This is a genomic window from Allobosea sp. RCC_152_1, assembly GCF_041360765.1.
Classification (GTDB): Bacteria; Pseudomonadota; Alphaproteobacteria; order Rhizobiales; family Beijerinckiaceae; genus Allobosea; species Allobosea spartocytisi.
This window is the reverse complement of record NZ_JBFUPU010000003.1, coordinates 327,580-346,471: the sequence shown is the minus strand read 5'-3', so window position 1 is coordinate 346,471 and position 18,892 is coordinate 327,580. Positions and strand designations below refer to the sequence as shown.

At 66.4% G+C, this 18,892-nt stretch carries 22 protein-coding genes; 17 read left to right on the top strand and 5 right to left on the bottom strand.

Going from position 1 to position 18,892, the window contains the following annotated elements; all coding sequences use genetic code 11:
- The first annotated feature begins 50 nt into the window (after positions 1-50).
- The 10 genes from AB6806_RS13465 (at position 51) to AB6806_RS13420 (ending at position 9,040) form a co-directional block, all read left to right on the top strand.
- Positions 51-665, top strand: a complete 615-nt coding sequence (locus AB6806_RS13465) for a ribonuclease D (RefSeq protein ID WP_370954749.1) — start codon at positions 51-53, stop codon at positions 663-665.
- A gap of 154 nt (positions 666-819) precedes the next feature.
- Entirely contained in the window at positions 820-1,569 is a 750-nt protein-coding gene (gene lptC / locus AB6806_RS13460) for an LPS export ABC transporter periplasmic protein LptC (RefSeq protein WP_051987638.1), read from the top strand.
- 22 nt (positions 1,570-1,591) lie between these two features.
- Positions 1,592-2,323, top strand: a complete 732-nt coding sequence (locus AB6806_RS13455) for an LptA/OstA family protein (RefSeq protein WP_051987639.1) — start codon at positions 1,592-1,594, stop codon at positions 2,321-2,323.
- An 84-nt stretch (positions 2,324-2,407) separates the two neighbouring features.
- Entirely contained in the window at positions 2,408-3,214 is an 807-nt protein-coding gene (lptB, locus tag AB6806_RS13450) for an LPS export ABC transporter ATP-binding protein (protein WP_051987640.1), read from the top strand.
- 164 nt (positions 3,215-3,378) lie between these two features.
- The gene (rpoN, locus tag AB6806_RS13445) at positions 3,379-4,908 is read left to right on the top strand and encodes an RNA polymerase factor sigma-54 (RefSeq protein WP_113254246.1); all 1,530 of its coding nucleotides are present in this window, start codon (positions 3,379-3,381) and stop codon (positions 4,906-4,908) included.
- A gap of 129 nt (positions 4,909-5,037) precedes the next feature.
- Positions 5,038-5,622, top strand: coding sequence for a ribosome hibernation-promoting factor, HPF/YfiA family (gene hpf / locus AB6806_RS13440; RefSeq protein WP_038360473.1), 585 nt, complete (start codon positions 5,038-5,040; stop codon positions 5,620-5,622).
- A gap of 86 nt (positions 5,623-5,708) precedes the next feature.
- Positions 5,709-6,170 (top strand): PTS IIA-like nitrogen regulatory protein PtsN, encoded by a 462-nt coding sequence (ptsN, locus tag AB6806_RS13435; protein ID WP_038360476.1) that lies wholly within the window; start codon positions 5,709-5,711, stop codon positions 6,168-6,170.
- A 133-nt stretch (positions 6,171-6,303) separates the two neighbouring features.
- Positions 6,304-7,920, top strand: coding sequence for a fumarate hydratase (locus AB6806_RS13430; RefSeq protein ID WP_142019870.1), 1,617 nt, complete (start codon positions 6,304-6,306; stop codon positions 7,918-7,920).
- Positions 7,917-8,243, top strand: coding sequence for a hypothetical protein (locus AB6806_RS13425; protein ID WP_142019872.1), 327 nt, complete (start codon positions 7,917-7,919; stop codon positions 8,241-8,243). The genes AB6806_RS13430 and AB6806_RS13425 overlap by 4 nt, the downstream gene beginning before the upstream one ends.
- Before the next feature lie 146 nt (positions 8,244-8,389).
- Positions 8,390-9,040 carry an MBL fold metallo-hydrolase gene (locus AB6806_RS13420; protein WP_038362154.1) on the top strand — a complete coding sequence of 217 codons (651 nt, stop codon included), beginning with the start codon at positions 8,390-8,392 and terminating at the stop codon, positions 9,038-9,040.
- A gap of 346 nt (positions 9,041-9,386) precedes the next feature.
- On the opposite strand, the gene AB6806_RS13415 is transcribed toward AB6806_RS13420, so the two are convergent.
- Positions 9,387-9,905, bottom strand: a complete 519-nt coding sequence (locus tag AB6806_RS13415) for a DUF1993 domain-containing protein (protein ID WP_112763777.1) — start codon at positions 9,903-9,905, stop codon at positions 9,387-9,389.
- 91 nt (positions 9,906-9,996) lie between these two features.
- Complete coding sequence (gene efp, locus AB6806_RS13410; protein ID WP_038360488.1) at positions 9,997-10,566, bottom strand: elongation factor P; 570 nt, start codon at positions 10,564-10,566, stop codon at positions 9,997-9,999.
- A gap of 177 nt (positions 10,567-10,743) precedes the next feature.
- Between efp and epmA the strand changes: the two genes are divergently transcribed.
- The 3 genes from epmA to AB6806_RS13395 are packed head-to-tail and all read left to right on the top strand — an operon-like array spanning position 10,744 to position 13,554.
- Positions 10,744-11,808: an EF-P lysine aminoacylase EpmA gene (epmA, locus tag AB6806_RS13405; RefSeq protein WP_370954748.1), complete on the top strand. Its 1,065-nt coding sequence runs from the start codon at positions 10,744-10,746 to the stop codon at positions 11,806-11,808.
- A complete protein-coding gene (locus tag AB6806_RS13400) occupies positions 11,805-12,872 on the top strand; it encodes a lysine-2,3-aminomutase-like protein (protein ID WP_370954747.1) in 1,068 nt (355 codons plus the stop codon). The genes epmA and AB6806_RS13400 overlap by 4 nt, the downstream gene beginning before the upstream one ends.
- A gap of 16 nt (positions 12,873-12,888) precedes the next feature.
- On the top strand, positions 12,889-13,554 hold the full coding sequence (locus AB6806_RS13395; RefSeq protein WP_370954746.1) for a DsbA family oxidoreductase: 666 nt from the start codon (positions 12,889-12,891) through the stop codon (positions 13,552-13,554).
- Positions 13,555-13,578: 24 nt separating this feature from the next.
- Here the strand turns inward: AB6806_RS13395 and AB6806_RS13390 are convergent, their stop codons facing one another.
- Positions 13,579-13,971 carry a DUF1801 domain-containing protein gene (locus AB6806_RS13390; protein WP_370954745.1) on the bottom strand — a complete coding sequence of 131 codons (393 nt, stop codon included), beginning with the start codon at positions 13,969-13,971 and terminating at the stop codon, positions 13,579-13,581.
- A gap of 65 nt (positions 13,972-14,036) precedes the next feature.
- A complete protein-coding gene (locus AB6806_RS13385) occupies positions 14,037-14,810 on the bottom strand; it encodes a TSUP family transporter (RefSeq protein ID WP_370954744.1) in 774 nt (257 codons plus the stop codon).
- A 181-nt stretch (positions 14,811-14,991) separates the two neighbouring features.
- On the opposite strand from AB6806_RS13385, the gene pyrF reads away from it, so the two are divergent.
- The 4 genes from pyrF (at position 14,992) to AB6806_RS13365 (ending at position 17,524) form a co-directional block, all read left to right on the top strand.
- Entirely contained in the window at positions 14,992-15,696 is a 705-nt protein-coding gene (pyrF, locus tag AB6806_RS13380) for an orotidine-5'-phosphate decarboxylase (protein WP_038360500.1), read from the top strand.
- 37 nt (positions 15,697-15,733) lie between these two features.
- A complete protein-coding gene (locus AB6806_RS13375) occupies positions 15,734-16,021 on the top strand; it encodes a DUF1330 domain-containing protein (protein ID WP_038360503.1) in 288 nt (95 codons plus the stop codon).
- Between the two features lie 3 nt (positions 16,022-16,024).
- Positions 16,025-16,333 carry a DUF1330 domain-containing protein gene (locus AB6806_RS13370; RefSeq protein ID WP_113254238.1) on the top strand — a complete coding sequence of 103 codons (309 nt, stop codon included), beginning with the start codon at positions 16,025-16,027 and terminating at the stop codon, positions 16,331-16,333.
- 69 nt (positions 16,334-16,402) lie between these two features.
- Positions 16,403-17,524 carry an anhydro-N-acetylmuramic acid kinase gene (locus AB6806_RS13365; protein WP_370954743.1) on the top strand — a complete coding sequence of 374 codons (1,122 nt, stop codon included), beginning with the start codon at positions 16,403-16,405 and terminating at the stop codon, positions 17,522-17,524.
- A gap of 115 nt (positions 17,525-17,639) precedes the next feature.
- Here AB6806_RS13365 and AB6806_RS13360 read toward each other — a convergent pair whose 3' ends face one another.
- Positions 17,640-18,779 carry a PAS domain-containing protein gene (locus AB6806_RS13360; protein WP_113254237.1) on the bottom strand — a complete coding sequence of 380 codons (1,140 nt, stop codon included), beginning with the start codon at positions 18,777-18,779 and terminating at the stop codon, positions 17,640-17,642.
- Between the last annotated feature and the right edge of the window lie 113 nt (positions 18,780-18,892).

The following is an 18,892-nucleotide window of genomic DNA, read 5'->3' as shown; positions in this document are numbered from 1 at the left end:
GCGTGCGTTGACGTGCCGGCCGCCGCTGCCGGACGAGTGAGGTTGCGAGCATGACCATCCGTTTCCATCGCGGCGACCTGCCGGACGGCTACGACGCCGGTGCGAGCATCGCGATCGACACCGAGACGCTCGGCCTCAACCCGCATCGCGACCGGCTCTGCGTCGTGCAGCTTTCGCGTGGCGACGGCACCGCCGATGTCGTGCAGATCCCGAAGAATCCGGGGCGGCCGAAGAATCTGGTCCGCCTGCTGGAGGATCCGGCGGTGCTGAAGCTCTTCCACTTCGCCCGTTTCGACGTTGCCGTGCTGCGTCACGCCTTCGGCGTGGTCACCACCCCGGTCTACTGCACCAAGATCGCCTCGAAGCTGACCCGCACCTATACCGACCGTCACGGGCTGAAGGATCTCGTGCGCGAGTTGCTCGGGGTCGAATTGTCGAAGCAGCAGCAATCCTCCGACTGGGGGGCGGATACGTTGAGCGAAGCCCAGCTCGCTTACGCGGCCTCCGATGTGCTGCATCTCCACGCGCTGCATCAGAAGCTCGACACGATGCTGGCGCGGGAAGGGCGCGCTGACCTCGCGAAAGCGTGTTTCGACTTCCTGCCCTACCGTGCCGAGCTTGATCTCGCCGGCTGGGCGGAGACGGACATCTTCGCTCACACTTGACAATTTCTAAGGCTTTCTGCGTCAGTCTGCGCGCGAGCGGGGGTCTTGTCCCGCTCCTTCCGACAGGGCGGGCAGCGCGGGGGCGCGATGCAGTTCGTCCGGCGACACGAAAAAGCCGTGAGCGACTGCCATTGCGCGGGGCATGACTGTGGCAATGACCTTCAATAACCCGACGGGCGGGCTGTCGGCACATATGCTGCGCCGGCAGCGGGCCTTCAGCGCCGCGCAGCGGCACACCCGCCTCGTCCGCCTGCTGCGCCGCGCCATCCCGGTCGTGGCTGTCGTCTCCGTGCTCGGGCTGGTGATCGTCCCCTTCCTCAACCCGCTGGGGGGCAAGCTCGCGAATGTCTCGATCGGCGCGGTTGGCATCACCGGCGGCAAGGTCCGGATGGAGACGCCGAAGCTCTCCGGCTATCGCAAGGACAACCGGCCTTATCAGGTCACCGCGGAAAACGCCTTCCAGGAGATCAAGAATCCGACGCAGGTCGAGCTGCAGGCGGTTATCGCTCGCATCCAGATGGAGCGCGAGGGCTGGGTCACGGTGAATGCGAAGACCGGGCTGTTCGACACGCAGAAGGAGAAGCTCAAGCTCATCGACGACGTCAAGATCCGCACCGAAAGCGGCCATGACATGAGCATGAGAACCGCCGATGTCGACTTCAAGGCCGGAACGGTCGCCTCGAGAGAGCCGGTGACCGTCCATATGGATCAGACGACGGTTGACGCGAACACGCTCGACGTGAAGAACAACGGAGAGCTGATCGCCTTCGAAGGACGGGTCCGCGTGCTGATCAAGAATGCTCCCGCCGGGACGATCGCCGGACCGGAGCGCGCGGGCAGCACGCCGATGCCGGAATTGTTGAAGGCGAATCGGACGGCTCCCGCAGACTCTGCGGCTCCGTAAGGCAACGAAAAGAGGCAGTGATATGAGAGCGCCGGCGCAGACGTTCCGTTTCATGCGTGCCGGCCGGGTCGCCACGCTGCTGGCGGTGACCGGCCTCGCGCTTCTGGCGACCCAGCAGGATGGCTTTGCCCAGGCCCAGCCCAAGCAGAGGGGAGGCAATGCCTCGTCCCCGCTCGGCGGCCTCGGCGGCGACAGCAAGGAGCCGATCAAGATCGACGCCGACAAGCTTGATGTGCTCGACAAGGAGAACAAGGCGGTCTTCACCGGCAATGTCGTTGCCGTGCAGGGCGAGACCACCGTGCGCTGCACCGTGATGACCGTGCTCTATGAAGGGCGCGGCGGGCAGGGCGCTGCTGCCGCCAAGGGGGCCACCCCGGCGCCGGCACAGACGCCGGCCGCGGCCGGCGGCAAGGATCCGGCCAATGACAGCTCGATCAAGCGCATCCTCTGCAAAGGGCCGGTCACCGTTGTCTCGAAGACGCAGGCCGCCACCTCCGACAATGCCGAATTCGACCGCGCCAACAATCTGGTGATCATGACCGGCAATGTCGCGCTGAACGACGGGCCGAACATCACCCGCGGCGAGAAGCTGACCTACAATACCGTCACTGGCGTCGCCAATGTCGAGACCAACAAGGGTGGGCGCGTGCAGGGCTTCTTCGTGCCGAACTCGGCCGACGCCAACAAGACCGACGCGGCCAAGCCGGGCGCCAAGCCCGCCGCCGGTGCGGCCGCCAAGCCTCCCACCAACTGATCCGGCTGCCTCGTGACCGTTTCCGACGCCCGTCCCGCCGCCGCTCCGGCGCGTAAATCCACCCGTCCGCGCAGCGGTGGCGCGATGGCGCGGCTGCGCGGCCTGTTCGGCGGCCGTTCGCAGGAGCGGCAGGACCGTCCCGGCCTGATCGCGGCCGCGATCGGCGGCCCGGGCATCCTCGCCGTCAGCGGCCTGCGCAAGACCTATGGCGGGCGCACCGTCGTCAGCGATGCCAGCCTCTATCTGCGCCAGGGCGAGGCGGTCGGCCTGCTCGGCCCCAACGGCGCCGGCAAGACCACGATCTTCTACATGATCACCGGGCTGGTCGGGGCCGATCTCGGCGTCATCTCGCTCGAAGGCAACGACATCACTGCCCTGCCGATGTATCAGCGCGCCCGTCTCGGCATCGGCTACCTGCCGCAGGAAGCCTCGATCTTCCGGGGGCTCTCCGTGGAGAACAACATCCGGGCGGTGCTGGAGGTGGTCGAGCCCGACCGCAAGGCGCGTGAGCGCCAGCTCGACCAGCTCCTCGACGAGTTCAGCATCGCGCGCCTGCGCAAGGCGCCCTCGATCGCGCTTTCGGGCGGCGAGCGTCGCCGCTGCGAGATCGCCCGCGCGCTGGCCGGCAAGCCCTCCTTCATCCTGCTCGACGAGCCCTTCGCGGGTATCGACCCGATCGCGGTCGGCGACATCCAGGCGCTGGTGCGGCAATTGACCGATCGCGGCATCGGCGTGCTGATCACCGATCACAATGTCCGCGAGACGCTCGGGCTGGTCGACCGCGCCTATATCATCCACACCGGCCGCGTGCTCACCGAAGGCTCGCCGGCTGAGATCATTGCCAATCCCGATGTCCGCCGTGTCTATCTCGGCGAGGATTTCCGCCTCTGAGCGGTGCCGTCTTGTTCGCGATTGCGGAATAATGCTGCGCCGCATTAACCGGCTTGCCCGTTTCGTCGGCAAGGCCTTTGACGTCGGCGTGATCGGGCGCTAGGGTCTTTCTCGAAAGCAAGAAGCGTGCCGCTGGCGCGCCGTCGCAGAAGGGCCTTTCGCGCATGGCGATGATGCCGCGCATGGAATTGCGCCAGGGACAATCCCTGGTGATGACGCCGCAGCTTCTGCAGGCGATCAAGCTTCTCCAGCTTTCGCATCTCGAACTCCAGAATTTCGTCGAGGGCGAGCTGGAGCGCAATCCGCTGCTGGAACGCGACGACGGGGCGGATGTGCCGGCGGAGGCGAATGGCGCCGAGGGGGCGCTCGCTGCGGATGCCGAGAGCTTCGCGCGGGCGGAGAGCCTGAACACGCTGGAGGGCATGGAAGGGCGGCTCGGCACCAGTCTCGACAACGTCTTCCAGGGCGAGCAGCCGAGCCTGGCGCGCAGCGAAGCCAGCGGCGCCGACAGCCTGCCGATCGTCGGCGGCAGCTACGGCTCCTCCGGTGGTTCCTTCGAGGATGGTCCCGACGGCTTCGAAAGCAGCCTGACGGCCGAATTGTCCCTGCACGACCATCTGAGCGCCCAGCTCGACCTCGCCGTCGATGCTCCGGCCGAGCGGATCATCGGCCGCCATCTCATCGATGCGGTCGACGATAGCGGCTATCTGACCGAGCCGGTCGCGGAGATCGCGGAACGCCTCGGGGTTGGCGTCGAGCGGGTGGAAGCCGTGCTGCGCATCGTCCAGAGCTTCGACCCGTCCGGCGTGGCGGCGCGCGACGTCGCGGAGTGCCTGGCGATCCAGCTACGCGACCGCGACCGCTTCGACCCCGCCATGCAGATGCTGGTCGCCAATCTCCACCTCGTGGCCAAGCGCGATTTCGCGGCGCTGAAGCGGATCTGCGGCGTCGATGATGAGGATGTCGCCGACATGGTCGCGGAGATCCGGAGGCTCGATCCCAAGCCCGGCCGCGGCTTCGGCGGCTCGGCGGCGGAGACGGTCGTGCCGGATGTCTTCATCCGCGCCGCGCCGGACGGCTCCTGGCTCGTCGATCTCAACCCGGAGACCCTGCCGCGCCTGCTGGTCAACCAGACCTATCACGCGCGCGTCTCGAAGTCGGCGCGCAGCGACCAGGATCGCGCCTTCATCGCGGAATGCCTGCAGACCGCCAATTGGCTGACCCGCTCGCTCGAGCAGCGGGCCCGCACGATCCTGAAGGTCGCCAGCGAGATCGTCCGCCAGCAGGATGGCTTCTTCGCCCATGGCGTCGAGCATCTGCGCCCGCTCAACCTCAAGACGGTCGCGGACGCCATCGGCATGCACGAATCGACTGTCTCGCGCGTCACCTCGAACAAGTACCTGACCTGCTCGCGCGGCGTCTTCGAGATGAAGTATTTCTTCTCCGCCGCGATCGCCGCGACGGGCTATGGCGAGGCGCATTCGGCCGAGGCGGTCCGCTTCCGCATCAAGCAGATGATCGACGAGGAAAGCCCCTCCGCGGTGCTCTCGGACGACGCCATCGTCGCCAGGCTCAAGGACGGCGGCATCGACATCGCCCGGCGCACCGTCGCGAAATACCGCGAATCGCTCAGAATCCCTTCCTCGATGGAGCGCCGCCGGGAAAAGGTCGCGATGGCGCTGGGAGGCCGTTGAGCGATTTTGTTCCAAAGCCTTGCGGCATGTGCGCCATGCGGGGCTTCGCTCATTGACATCCCGGACTCGCAGTCCTTAGCTCCTCTGGATGGTCGAACACTGGCCATGGCTAACAAGGGGAAGCACTCCATGAGCCTGCGAATCTCCGGCAAGAATCTCGATGTCGGCGAGGCCCTGCGCGGCCAGGCCGAGGTGCGGGTCGCTGCGGCCGTCAGCAAATATTACGAGGGCGGCTATCAAGGGCATGTCACCGTCGACAAGGACGGTACGGCCTTTCGCACCGACACGGTCATTCACCTCTCCTCCGGGATCACGCTGGAAGCCTCCGCCACCGCCCATGATGCCTATGCCAGCCTCGACAAGATGGCCGAGCGCATCGAGAAGCGGCTGCGACGCTACAAGCGCCGGCTGAAGGACCGTACCGCCGCCAATGGCCGCGATGCCGGGATCGAAATCCCCAGCTATGTGATCGCGGCGCCGGACGACGATGTCGAGGAGATCAGCGGCGATGCGGGTGCCGACAACCCGGTTATCGTTGCGGAATCGACCAAATCCCTGCTCAGCCTGACCGTGGGCGATGCGGTGGCGGAGCTCGACCTCACCGGCGCGCCGGTCATCGTCTTCCGCCATGCTGGCAATGGTCGCATGAACATCGTATATCGCCGCCGCGACGGTAACATCGGCTGGATCGACCCGCCGGCATCGTTGTCCTGAGGCCGGCGGAATAATCGCACCGGTCGTCGAACCCCGACCCAGGCCGACGCGTTCAAGAGCGGCACGGGACATGCATGGACGGGCGAATGACGCTGACCGATCTCCTGAGCCCCGCCGCGGTGATTTCGCCGCTGCGGGCCAACGGCAAGAAGCAGGCGCTGCAGGAGCTTGCCCAGCACGCCGCGACGCTGACCGGCCTGCCCGAGCGGGAACTCTTCGAGGCCCTGCTCCAACGCGAGCGCCTCGGCTCCACCGGCATCGGTGACGGCATCGCGATTCCCCATGGTCGCATGGCGGGAATCGACCGCCTGGTCGGCCTGTTCGCGCGAGCGGACAAGCCGATCGACTTCGAGGCCCTCGACGGTCAGCCGGTCGACATCATCTTCGTCCTGATCGCGCCCGAAGGGGCCGGCGCCGACCATCTCAAGGCGCTGGCGCGCGTTGCCCGCGTGCTGCGCAACCAGTCGGTTCTGGAGCAGGTCCGCAAGATCCGCGATCCCGCGGCGATCTACGCCGTGCTGGCCGAGTCGGCCGCTCAGGCGGCTTGAACAGCGCGCCCAGTCTAGAGTTGCTAAAGACTGCTTGGACGCGAACGCCCGAGCCGCTATGACGCCGGCCAGACCGGCGTCGCGCCAGCCCTGAGTCACGCGCGCGGCGCATCCTGCTTCGGAGCCGCTGGCCATGGCCTATACGCATGTCGATCTCTTTCCGCTCGGCGAAGACGAGACGCCTTACCGCAAGCTCGGCAGCGAGGGCGTCAGTGTCGAGAAGATCGGTGACCGTGAGGTGCTCAGCGTCTCGCGCGAGGCGATCCGCCAGCTCTCCGAGCAGGCCTTCATCGACATCAACCATCTGCTGCGCCCCGGCCATCTCGCCCAGCTCGGCAAGATCCTCGACGACCCCGAGGCGACCTCGAACGACAAGTTCGTCGCCTATGACCTTCTGAAGAACGCCAATATCGCCGCCGGCGGCGTGCTGCCGATGTGCCAGGACACCGGCACGGCCATCATCATGGGCAAGAAGGGCCGCAAGGTCTGGACCGATGGCGACGACGAGGCCGCGCTGGGCGAGGGCGTCGCGGACGCCTATTTCAAGCGCAACCTGCGCTATTCGCAGCTCGCGCCGCTCTCGATGTTCGAGGAGAAGAACACTGCGACCAACCTGCCGGCGCAGATCGACATCTACGCCGAGGGCGAGGATGCCTACAAATTCCTCTTCGTCTGCAAGGGCGGCGGCTCGGCCAACAAGACCTTCCTCTACCAGGCGACGCCTTCGCTCCTGACCAAGGACCGCATGATGGCGTTCCTGAAGGAGAAGATCCTGACGCTCGGCACCGCGGCCTGCCCGCCCTATCATCTCGCCATCGTCATCGGCGGCACCTCGGCCGAGCAGAACCTCAAGACGGTGAAGCTCGCCTCGACCAAATATCTCGACGCGCTGCCGACCAAGGGTTCGCCCTCGGGCCATGCCTTCCGCGACCTCGAGATGGAGGAAGAGGTCCATAAGATGACGCAGGCGCTCGGCGTCGGCGCACAGTTCGGCGGCAAGTATTTCTGCCATGACGTCCGCGTCATCCGCCTGCCGCGCCACGGTGCCTCGCTGCCGATCGGGCTCGGCGTCTCCTGCTCGGCCGACCGCCAGGCCAAGGGCAAGATCACCAAGGACGGCATCTTCCTGGAAGCTCTGGAGACCGATCCCTCGAAATACCTGCCGGATATCGACGAAGCCGCGCTCGGCGGCGATGTCGTCAGGATCGATCTCAACCAGCCGATGAGCGAGATCCTCGCCACGCTGTCGAAGCACCCGGTCAAGACGCGCCTGTCGCTGACCGGCACCATCGTCGTCGCCCGCGACCTCGCCCATGCCAAGATCCGCGAGCGGCTGGAGCGCGGCGAGGGCATGCCCGACTATTTCAAGAACCACCCGGTCTATTACGCCGGCCCGGCCAAGACGCCCGAAGGCTTCGCCTCCGGCTCCTTCGGCCCGACCACGGCCGGCCGCATGGATTCCTTCGTCGACCAGTTCCAGTCCTTCGGCGGTTCGATGGTGATGCTCGCCAAGGGCAACCGCTCGGCGGCGGTGCGCGAGGCCTGCAAGGCCCATGGCGGCTTCTATCTCGGCTCGATCGGCGGCCCGGCCGCGCGTCTCGCGCAGGACTGCATCCGCAAGGTCGAGGTGCTCGAATATCCCGAGCTCGGCATGGAAGCCGTCTGGCGGATCAAGGTCGAGGATTTCCCGGCCTTCATCGTCATCGACGACAAGGGCAACGACTTCTTCAAGGAGCTGAACCTCGGATGAGGCTTTCGCTTTCGCTCGCCTTGGCGTTGCTGCTGGCCGGTCCCGCCTTGGCCCAGCAGCCGCGCCCCGCGACCTGCTCGCGCGACCTGTTCCAGAACGAGGCCGGCTTCCGTCAGCAGCAGACCCGGCTCGCCGCCGTGGCCAGTGCGGACCCGGCGACCCAGTGCCGGGCCTATCGCGAGCATGTCGTCTATCTGCAGAAGTCGCGGGCCATCTTCGCCACCTGCCAGGGTGGCGCCGAGCGCGAGCGCAATATCGCGGAGATGGATTCCGAGCTGGTCAACTACCGCGCCCTCATCGCCAATCGCTGCGGCGGGCGGTGAGGCCTGCGCGTCATTGCGAGAAGCGCAGCGACGAAGCAATCCAGGGGAACTGGGAAGTTCAACCCAGTCTTCCTGGATTGCTTCGCTGCGCTCGCAATGACGTCATGACGTGGTAGGAACCTTCCCGAATGATCGAAAGGCTTCCCATGACCGACCAGCCGCCGCTCCAGATCGCCGTCCTGCAAGTGACGCCGTTCCAGCAGAATTGCTCGATCGTCTGGGACACGAAGACGAAGCAGGCCGCCATCGTCGATCCGGGCGGCGACGTGCCGCGTCTCAAGGAGGCGGTGAAGGAGCTCGGCGTGACGCCGGTCGCGATCTGGCTCACCCATGGCCATCTCGACCATGCCGGCGGCGCGACGGAGCTGGCCGAGGCGTTGTCGGTCCCGATCGTCGGTCCGCATGAGGGTGACAAGTTCCTGCTCGACGGCTTGCCCGAGCAGGGGCTGCGCTTCGACATTCTGGACATGAAGGCGGTCGTGCCGACGCGCTGGCTGAAGGATGGCGACACGGTTTCGCTGGGCGATCTGACCTTCGAGGTCGCGCATGTGCCGGGCCATTCGCCCGGCCATGTCACCTTCTTCCAGAAAGACCTGCGCTTCCTGCTGGCGGGCGACACGGTCTTTGCCGGCTCGGTTGGCCGCACCGATTTCCCTTATGGCGATCACACGGCGCTGATTGCCGGCATCAAGACGAAGCTCCTGCCGCTCGGTGACGACGTGCAGTTCCTGCCCGGCCACGGCCCGGCCAGCACGCTGGGCGAGGAGCGCCGGAACAATCCGTTCTTGCAGGGGTGAAAGACCGCGACGTGGATGCTCGCCCTTGTGGCAAGCGTCGACGTCCTGGACATGGCCTTTGACGAAGGAAGACGTGGCTGGTCGGCACAAGCCAGACCATGACGGAGCATTTCCCGAAGGAAACCGGACCCTGGAAACGAAAAGACCCGCAGCGGATATCCGCTACGGGCCTCGGAATGAACCAACGGCCATGTCCTGAACGGGTGCGCGTACATCCGGCGTCAAACGTTCGGCCCATGGCCGTCTTCACCGACAATGGAAAGCAGCAGAGCCGCCTTCAACACCGTCGTGATCCCTATATGGGAGGCTAACAAGGCTATTTCAAGGCCACTCGCAAAAGATGCGATCAGGCCTCGAATACACCCTTCAGGAAGTCCTGCTTGCCGATCTGGAAGCCGTTCTGCCGCAGGATGTCGTAGGCGGTCGTGGCGTGGAAATAGAAATTCGGGATGGCGAAGCAGGAGAGATAGGCCACGCCGGTCATCGTCGCCGTCGCGGAGGGGCCGCGCGGGAAGGTGACTTCGCGGGTGAGGCCTGCATCGAGCGCCGCGCCGTCGGCCGCATTGATGAAGGCCAGCGTCTTGGCGATGCGCTCCTTCAGCTCCGGGAAGCTCTTTTCCTCATCGGGGAAGCGCGGGTTTTCGCCGCCCGAAAGGCGCGCGACGGCGTTCTTGGCGAAATCGCAGCAGAGCTGGATCTGGCGGGTGAAGGCCAGCATGTCCGGCGCGAGCCGGGCGCTCAGCAGCACCTCCGGCTGGATCTTGCGGCTCTCGGCCTGTTCCACGGCCTTGTCGAGAATGGCGTCGAGCGCCTTGAGCGTCTGCACGAAGCCGGAAAGGGCGGCGGCCTGGACTGTGAGCGGCATGGATATCCTCGGGAAACGACAACGGGCCCGGAAAGGGCCCGCTGCGTAAAGCTATAGAGCAGAATTTTCCCCGGCGCTCTGCGCCAGCAGGTCAATCCTTCGCGCGCTCGACATAGGAGCCGTCGGCCGTCATCACGACGACGCGGGTGCCGACGCCGACATGCGGCGGCACGGCGCTGCGCACGCCGTTGGAGAGGATCGCCGGCTTGTAGGAGGAGGAGGCCGTCTGGCCCTTGGTCACCGGCTCGGTCTCGACGACTTCGAGCGTGACGCGCTGCGGCAGTTCGATCGCCACCGCCTTGTCCTCGAACACCGAGAGCGAGACCTTCATGTTCTCCTGGAGATAGGGAGCGGCATCGCCGACCACGTCCTTGTCGACATGGATCTGGTCGTAGGTCTCCGGGTTCATGAAGACGTACTGCTCGCCATCCTGGTAGAGATAGGTGAAGTCGCGGTCCTCGACATAGGCGCGCTCGACCTGCTCGGTCGTCTTGTAGCGCTGCGTCATCTTCACGCCGTCGGCGATGCGGCGCATGTCGATCTGCGTCGTCGGGGTGCCCTTGCCGGGGAAGAAGCTCTCGGCCGAGATGACGGTGCAGAGATGCCCGTCGAGCTCGAGGACGTTGCCCTTGCGGACGGAAGAGGCGATGACCTTGACCACGTGAATGTCCTTCTGGTGCGCGGCGCGCCCGCGCGAATCCTAAAGTTCAGAGCCTTGCGCTTGCGAAAAACCGGTTCCCACTTTTTCGCGCAATGCTCTATGCGAATTCAATTGCCGCGCAACTACCGCATTCGCGCGCGAAACGAAAGCTTTCCGACGGTTCCGACGCGAGATTCGATGAGTTCGTCCCCCACGCCATTCTGGCGGCCCGACATCCATGCCGACCGCCGGCCGGCGCTTCTGGCGCGCGGGCGGATCAAGACGGCGCTGCGGCGCTGGTTCGAGGCTGATGATTTCGTCGAGGTCGAGGCGGCGATCCTGCAGCTTTCGCCCGGCAACGAGACGCATCTCCACGGCTTCGGTACGACGCTGATCGATAACGCCGCTGAGCCGCATCCCTATTACCTGCACACCTCGCCGGAATTCGCGGCCAAGAAGCTGCTCGCGGCTGGCGAGGCGCGCATCTTCGATTTCGCCCGCGTCTTTCGCAACCGCGAGCGCACGGCGCTGCACCATCCCGAATTCACCATGCTGGAATGGTATCGCGCCGGCGAGGATTACGACGTCCTGATGCGCGACTGCGCGGCGCTGATGGCGGAAGCCGTTCGCGCCGCAGGCACCACGACCCTCCGCTGGCGCGATGCGGAGGCCGACCCCTTCGCCGAGCCCGAGCGATTGACGCTGCACGACGCCTTCGCACGCCATGCCGGCATCGACCTGCTCGCGACCGTTTCGCCCGCTGGCGTGACCGACCGCGCCGCGCTTGCCGCGCAGGCCGTCGCGGCCGGCATCCGTCTGGCCGATGACGATAGCTGGTCCGACATCTTCAGCCGCATCCTCTCCGAGCGTATCGAACCGCATCTCGGTCGCGGCCGCGCCACGATCCTCTGCGAATATCCGATCAGCGAGGCGGCACTGGCCCGGCCGAAGCCCGGCGATCCGCGCGTGGCCGAGCGTTTCGAGCTCTATGCCTGCGGCGTCGAGCTCGCCAATGCCTTCGGCGAGCTCACCGACCCGGAAGAGCAGCGCCGCCGTTTCGAGGCCGACATGGACGAGAAGGAGCGCATCTATGGCGAGCGCTATCCTGTCGACAACGATTTCCTGGAGGCGCTTTCGCTGATGCCGGCCGCATCCGGCATCGCGCTCGGCTTCGACCGGCTCGTCATGCTTTGCGTCGGCGCACGCCGGATCGAGGACGTGCTCTGGACGCCGGTCGCGGAACCGGGCAGGGGAAGCGCATGACCCTTCATCAGCCCCCTGGCGGCCAGCCGCTGCGCAGCATCGACGCGCTCGTCGAGGCCGGGCTTGCCGCGCCCGCGCGCCGTGAAGCCCTGCAGAAGGTGGCGGAGCGCTATGCCGTCTCGGTGACATCAGCCGTCGCCGGGCTGATCGATCCCACTGATCCGGCCGATCCGATTGCGCGCCAGTTCATTCCCGATGCCGCCGAACTCACGACGCTGCCGCAGGAACTGGCCGACCCGATCGGTGACGACGCCCACTCGCCGGTCGAGGGCGTTGTGCATCGCTATCCCGACCGCGCCTTGCTCAAGCTCGTCCATGCCTGTCCGGTCTATTGCCGCTTCTGCTTCCGGCGCGAGATGGTCGGCCCCGGCAGCGATGCGCTGACGGGTGCCAAGCTTGACGCTGCGCTCGCCTATCTCGCCTCCCATTCCGAGATCTGGGAGGTGATCATGACCGGCGGCGATCCCTTCATCCTGTCTGCCCGCCGCATCCGCGAGGTCGCGAAACGCCTCGCCGCGATCCCGCATATCAAGGTCGCGCGCTGGCACACCCGCGTGCCGGTGGTCGATCCCGCCCGGATCACGCCGGACTATGCGAGGGCGCTGCGCATCCCCGGCAAGGCGAGCTACATCGCTGTTCACGCCAACCATCCGCGCGAGTTCACGGACGACGCCCGCGCGGCCATCGCGACGCTGGCCGATGCCGGCCATGTGCTGCTCAGCCAGTCCGTGCTGCTCAAGGGCGTCAATGCCGATGTCGAGACGCTGGGTGCCCTGATGCGCGCCTTCGTCGAGAACCGGATCAAGCCCTATTACCTGCACCATCCGGACCTCGCGCCCGGCACCTCGCATTTCCGCCTGACGCTGGAGGAGGGACAGGCCCTGGTCAAAAGCCTGCGCGGCCATCTTTCGGGGCTGTGCCAGCCGACCTATATCCTCGACATTCCCGGCGGCGCCGGCAAGATTCCGGTCGGTCCCGCCTTCCTTTCCGGCTGCGAGACGCCCGGTGTGGAGGCCATCGCCGAAGACCGACAGGGTGGGCGGCATCTCTATCCGCCCGTCTGACACGAAGGATATCGACATGCAGGACAAGCTGCCGCTCGCGATCGTCTCCGACATCGCCTGCCCCTGGTGCTTCATCGGCAAGACGCGGCTGGAAACGGCGCTCGCCCAGTTCGGCCTGAACGAGCGCTTCACCATCACCTGGCTACCCTACGAGCTCAACCCGGAGATGCCAGAGGCGGGCATGGACCGCACGCAGTATCTCGACACCAAGTTCGGTCCCGGCAAGCGCCGGGAGATCGAGCTTCGGCTGTCGGAGGCGGCGCTGGAGAGCGGCGTCACCTTCAACTGGGCGAAGGTGACGAAGAGCGTCAACACGCGCATGGCCCATATGCTGGTGGCGGCCGCCTCCACCGTCCAGCGCGGCGGCGACATGACGGCGGCCTTGTTCAAGGCCTATTGGCAGGAGGGGCGCGACATCGGCGATCTCGAGACGCTGGTCCAGATCGCCGTCGAGCAGGGCTTCGACGAGCAGGCCGCGCGCGACGAACTCGCCAATGACGAATTGCGCGAGACCGTGATCGGGCTTGAGAACCACGCCCGCGAGGTCGGCGTCACCGGCGTGCCGTTCTTCATCGTCGACGGCAAGCTCGCCGTCTCCGGCGCGCAGCCCCCGGATGTCTGGGCGCAGGTCTTCCAGCAGGTGCTGGCCACGCAGCAGCAGCCCGAGATGCCGGAGTTCTGAAGCGCTCCGGCGGCCGGTTCCGGCCTATCGTTTTCGGGTGGCGCCGTTCAGGGCCGCGGCCGCGCCGATGAGCGTCTTGAAGGCGCCTTCGTCGAGCGTCTCGCTTTCGTGGATATCGATCGCGCGCCTGACATTGCCGTCGAGGCTGGAGTTGAACAGGCCGGCGGGATCGTCGAGCGAAGCGCCTTTCGCGAAGGTGAGCTTCACGACGGTCTTGTAGGTCTCGCCGGTGCAGAGGATTCCGTCCCGGGACCAGACCGGGACGCCACGCCATTTCCACTCCTCGGCGACATCCGGAACCGCCTCCTTGATGAGCTTGCGGATGCGGGCCAGCGTCCGGCCGCGCCAATCGTCCAGCTCCGCGATCCGTGCGTCGATCAGCTCGGATGGGGATGCACCGGTATCGGCCTTGCTCATGATGCGCCGCCTTTCCCTTCGTTCTTCGCCTGCGCTCGATGCCTGTCGAAGGTCCATAACAGTTTCTAGCGGCCGAACTGAGCCGTCAGGTGGATCAGCGCCGGGGCGCCCAGCGCGACGCCCGAGAGAAACAGCAGCGCGAAGACGATCTGCCTCATGGCGCGCTGCGACAGCGGCGGCGGGTAGCGCCGTGCCAGATGCGTGGCCATCATCACGACGGGGACGGCGATCAGGCCGGTGAGCGTCGAGGCTGACGGAACCTGGCCCGAGGCGGCGACCATTCCGGTGCGGACCGTGGCATTGAGCGCGAAGATGGTGACGAGGGTTTCCCGGATCGTCGCGAGCGCCAGCGGCTGCCTGTAGAGGTGGTAGACCAGGGGCGGCCCCGAGGTCGAGAACATGCCGCCCATCAACCCGGCGACGCCGCCGAAGAACAGAAAGCCGAAACGGCCCGATTCGCGCTGGAGCGGCTGAGGCTTGCGTGCGAGCTGGAGGCTCGAGACGATGATGGTGAGGCCCAGCGCCACCCGCAGGACATCGGCGCGGCTATCCGCCAGCCAGATCAGCAGCGCATAGCCGAGGACGAGGCAGGGCAGGCTCGCGACCGTGACCAGCCCGAATGTCCGCCAGGCGACGTCACGCCAGCCTTTCAGCAGCATCTGGCAGGCGTTGACCAGGGTCAGCACGCTGACGAGCATGGCCGCATCGGGCAGGGACAGCAGGCCCGTCAGGCCGACCCCGCCCATGGTGATGAGCCCGAAGGCGAAGCCCGTCAGCGTCTGGGCATAGGCCGCGACGCCCGTCAGCAGCAGGAAGCCGGTCAGCGCGGTCCATGACATCGTGAGGCGGCCTCCGGAAGAGCGGAGAACGACGCCTAGAGGATCGGCCCGTTTTGGGGAATATTGTTTTCGGAAAAGCGCCGATGTGTAGGAGATTGTTCTGCGGGGCGTCGCGGTGGCTTGCGCCCTTGCCTCCTGCTTCGAATCATGCGCCTTCCCTCGAAACTCAGGGAGCCGCCAGATGCAGAAGATCAACGATGTCCGCGATCGCCTGATCGTCGCCCTCGACGTGCCGACAGTCTGGGACGCCTACCGCCTCGTCTCGACGCTGGGCGACGGCGTGACCTTCTACAAGATCGGTTATCGCCTCGCCTTCGCCGGCGGGCTCGACCTCGCGCGCCAGCTCGTCGCCGAGGGCAAGAAGGTCTTCCTCGATCTCAAGCTGCACGACATCGGCAACACCGTGACCGAAGGCGTGGAATCGCTGACCAAGCTCGGCGTCACCTTCCTCACCGTCCACGCCTATCCGCAGACCATGCGCGGCGCGGTCGAGGGCCGGGGCGACGCGGCGCTGAAGCTCCTCGCGGTCACGGCGCTGACCTCCTATGACGACGGCGATTTGCGCGATGCGGGCTACGGGCTTGCGGTGCGCGATCTCGTGCGGCTGCGCGCTGAACAGGCCCGCATCGCCGGCATCGACGGCATCGTCTGCTCGGCGGCCGAAACCGAGATCGTTCGTGACGTGATCGGCAAGGATATGCTCATCGTCACGCCAGGCATCCGCCCGTCCGGCAGTGCTGCCGGCGACCAGAAGCGCACGCTGACACCGGCCGAGGCGATCCGCATCGGCGCCGACCATCTCGTTGTCGGGCGTCCCATCGTCCGCGCGGCAGACCCGCGTGCGGCGGCGGGCGCGGTCATGGACGAGATCGTCGCGGCTTCGTAATCTCCGCCCGAAACCGATTCAGCGAACGGATTGCACCATGCCCAAGGGATATGTCATCGGCCGCGCCAAGGTGACGGATGCGACCAAATGGGCGGCCTATGCCGCCAAGTCCTCCGAGGTGATGAAGATCTATGGCGGCACGCCGATCGTGCGCGGCGGCCAGATGACGGTGGGCGAAGGCGAGGGCCGCGCTCGCAATGTCGTCATCGAGTTCAACGATTTCGCCTCGGCGCGCGCCTATCTCTTCTCGCCGGAATATGCCGAGGCCCGCAAGCTGCGTGAAGGTGCGGGCGAGATCGACCTCGTCGCGGTCGAGGGGGCCTGAGCCATGGCGAAGGGTTACTGGATCGCGCGCGTCGACGTCGAGAATGATGAGGCTTACGCCAAGTACCGTTCGTTGAACGCCGTCGCCTTCGCCAAATACGGCGCGAAGTTCCTCGTTCGCGGCGGCGAGTACAAGCTCGCCCGCGGCGAGGGCCGCAAGCACAACGTCGTCATCGAGTTCAAGGACGAGGAGACGGCCCGCGCCTGCTACGCCTCGCCGGAATATCAGGAGGCGGTGAAGCATCTCAGCGCCGCCGGCAAGTCCGATCTCGTCATCATCGGCGGCTATGACGGCCCGCAGCCGGGCGAGTGAGCTGAATCCGAATTCCGGGTCTCTCTTCGGTCGCCCGGGATGTCATCGCAGCACTGCAAGGAGCCGCAGGTGGCGGATCGTCTCTCTGACCCGTCCGCAATCCTGACCGCCATCGGCGTGATCAGCGGCACCTCGATGGATGCCATCGACGTGTCGCTGGTGACGAGCGACGGGCGCGACCGGCTCTCCTTCGGTCCCGGCGCCTCCTATCCCTACCGCGACGAGACGCGCCGCGCCCTGCAGGCTGTCATCGCCGATGCCGAGCGCGCCTCCTCCGAACCTCTGACGGAGCTCGAGGCGGCGGTCACAGCCGATCATCTTGCCGCCATCCGCAGCTATGCCGAGGAGCAGGGGCTCGATCTCGGCAGCGTCGATCTCGTCGGGCTGCACGGCCAGACGATCTATCATCGCCCGGAGCGCCGCTTCACCCGCCAGCTCATCGACGGGCAGGCCGTGGCCGATGCGCTCGGCATCCCCACGGTCGACCGTTTCCGCGATGCCGATGTCGCGGCCGGTGGCGAAGGCGCCCCCTTCGCGCCGCTCTACCATCGCGCGCTGGTGCAGGGGCTGGAGCAGCCGGTGATGGTGCTGAACCTCGGCGGGGTCGGCAATGTCACCTATGTCGACGGCGACACCGTCATCGCCTTCGACACCGGGCCGGCCAGCGCGATCCTCGACGACTTCATGCTGCGCCGGCTCGGCCGCCCCTACGATGCCGACGGCGCGCTTGCCGCAAGCGGCCGGGTCCATGACGATCTCGTCGCCGGCTTCATGGCCAATCCCTATTTCGACAGGCCGGCGCCGAAATCGCTCGACCGCAACGACTTTCATCGTCGCGCTCAGGTGGTCGAGCCGCTCTCGGACGCCGACGGGGCCGCGACGCTCGCCGCCTTCACCACGGAAAGCATTGTCGCGGCGCTGCGCCATGTCCCGGTCGCGCCGCGGCGCTGGCTCGTCGGCGGCGGCGGCCGGCTCAACCGGCATTTCATGGAAAGGCTCGGTCAGCGCCTGGGCGTGCCGGTCGAGCCGGTCGAGACCGTCGGCTGGAACGGCGATGCGCTGGAGGCGCAGATCTTCGCCTATTTCGCGATCCGCTCTGTCCGTGGCCTGCCCCTCAGCCTGCCTTCGACCACGGGCGTGCCGCAGCCGCTGACCGGCGGGCATCTGCACCGGCCGGCCGTCTCAGTCTAAAAACCTGTCTTCTCCGTCATTTGGATGATGAAGATTTAGGCTGAAGCTGACTAATTTTGCCCTGTGCTCCTGAACGAGCCAGCCCGCGAAGCAAAAGCGCTTCGCCGAACTGTTCTCAACGAGAGCGGAGGGGGAGGTCCGCGCTGCGCAGCAGGGAGACGAGCTGGCTTTGCTGGCGGGTGTCGGTCTTCTGAAAAATCCGCGCCAGATGGGTCCGTGCGGTCGAGATCCTGACGCGTTGAGCAGTGGCCGCTTCCGTCAGTGACAATCCGCTCGCCAGGGCGGAGGCGAATTTGGCTTCGGTTTCGGTCAGGTCGAAGAGCTGGCGCGAGCAGGCGACGATGTCGGTCGCCATCTCGAGCCGGCGGAGCGCGATCATGACCTTGCTGTGCGATCCAGCGGGCGCGAGCGAGAGGGCCGCAGGCATGACGCAGGCAGACAGCGAATGAGCGCGGTCGTCGCCCCGCAGAATCAGGCTGCTACGCTGCTGGCCCAGCGGGTCGCGGCCGCCATGCGCCGCGGCCTCGACCAGTTGCCTGAACTGCCGGTGGTCGCTCGGCTGACGGGCGAAGACGCGCCCCTGCCGGAGCGAGAGCGCTCCGTCGGGCTCGGCCAAAATCTCGTCGGCGCCTTCATTCGCGTAGATGATGCGCAGGTCCTGATCGACGATGACGATGCCCATGGCGAGGCTGTCGAGGGCGCCGCGCGCCTCGTCCCGCTGGATCGCGACCCGGCCGAGATGGCGCCGGACCTCGGCGATCCGGCGCAGGACCGGATAGAGCTTGCCGAGCAGGGCGACGTCCTCCCGGTCGAAACCCTCCTGGTGGCGGCCGCGCTGCACGTCGAAAAACCAGAACGCCTCGCCGTTCTCCGCGAGGCGGCAGGCCATGCCGCCATGCATGTCCTGTGGCTGCATCCATTCCTGCCAGATGCGGCTGCTGTGCAGCCTTTCGCGGCCGTAGACCTCATGGTCGTGATAGACTTGGCCGAGAGGGATGTTGCGCAGGGCAAAACCCATCTCGACGAAATCCTGCGCGAGGTCGCCGAAGCACCGCGCCTGCAGCGCCTCGTCGACATTGGTGGCATAGGCCACCCAGTCCTCGGGATTCGGTCCGACACTGGCGAAACAGGCTTTCGAGCCATTGAAGAGCTGTCGCAGCGTTTCGGCGGCGGCAGGCATCTGCTCTTCATCCATCGCTCCGCTCAGGAGCTGATCGACGGCGGACATGACGGTATCGAGATTCGGTGCCGGCATGACGCTACCTCGCTCGCGACAGCTGCCGGGGCCCGGCGGCAGCAACGTCAAGCTAGCAGGACGCGTCGCTTTCGTGAAGTCCAAAAGCAATCCAAAAATTTAGCAGGCTGTCG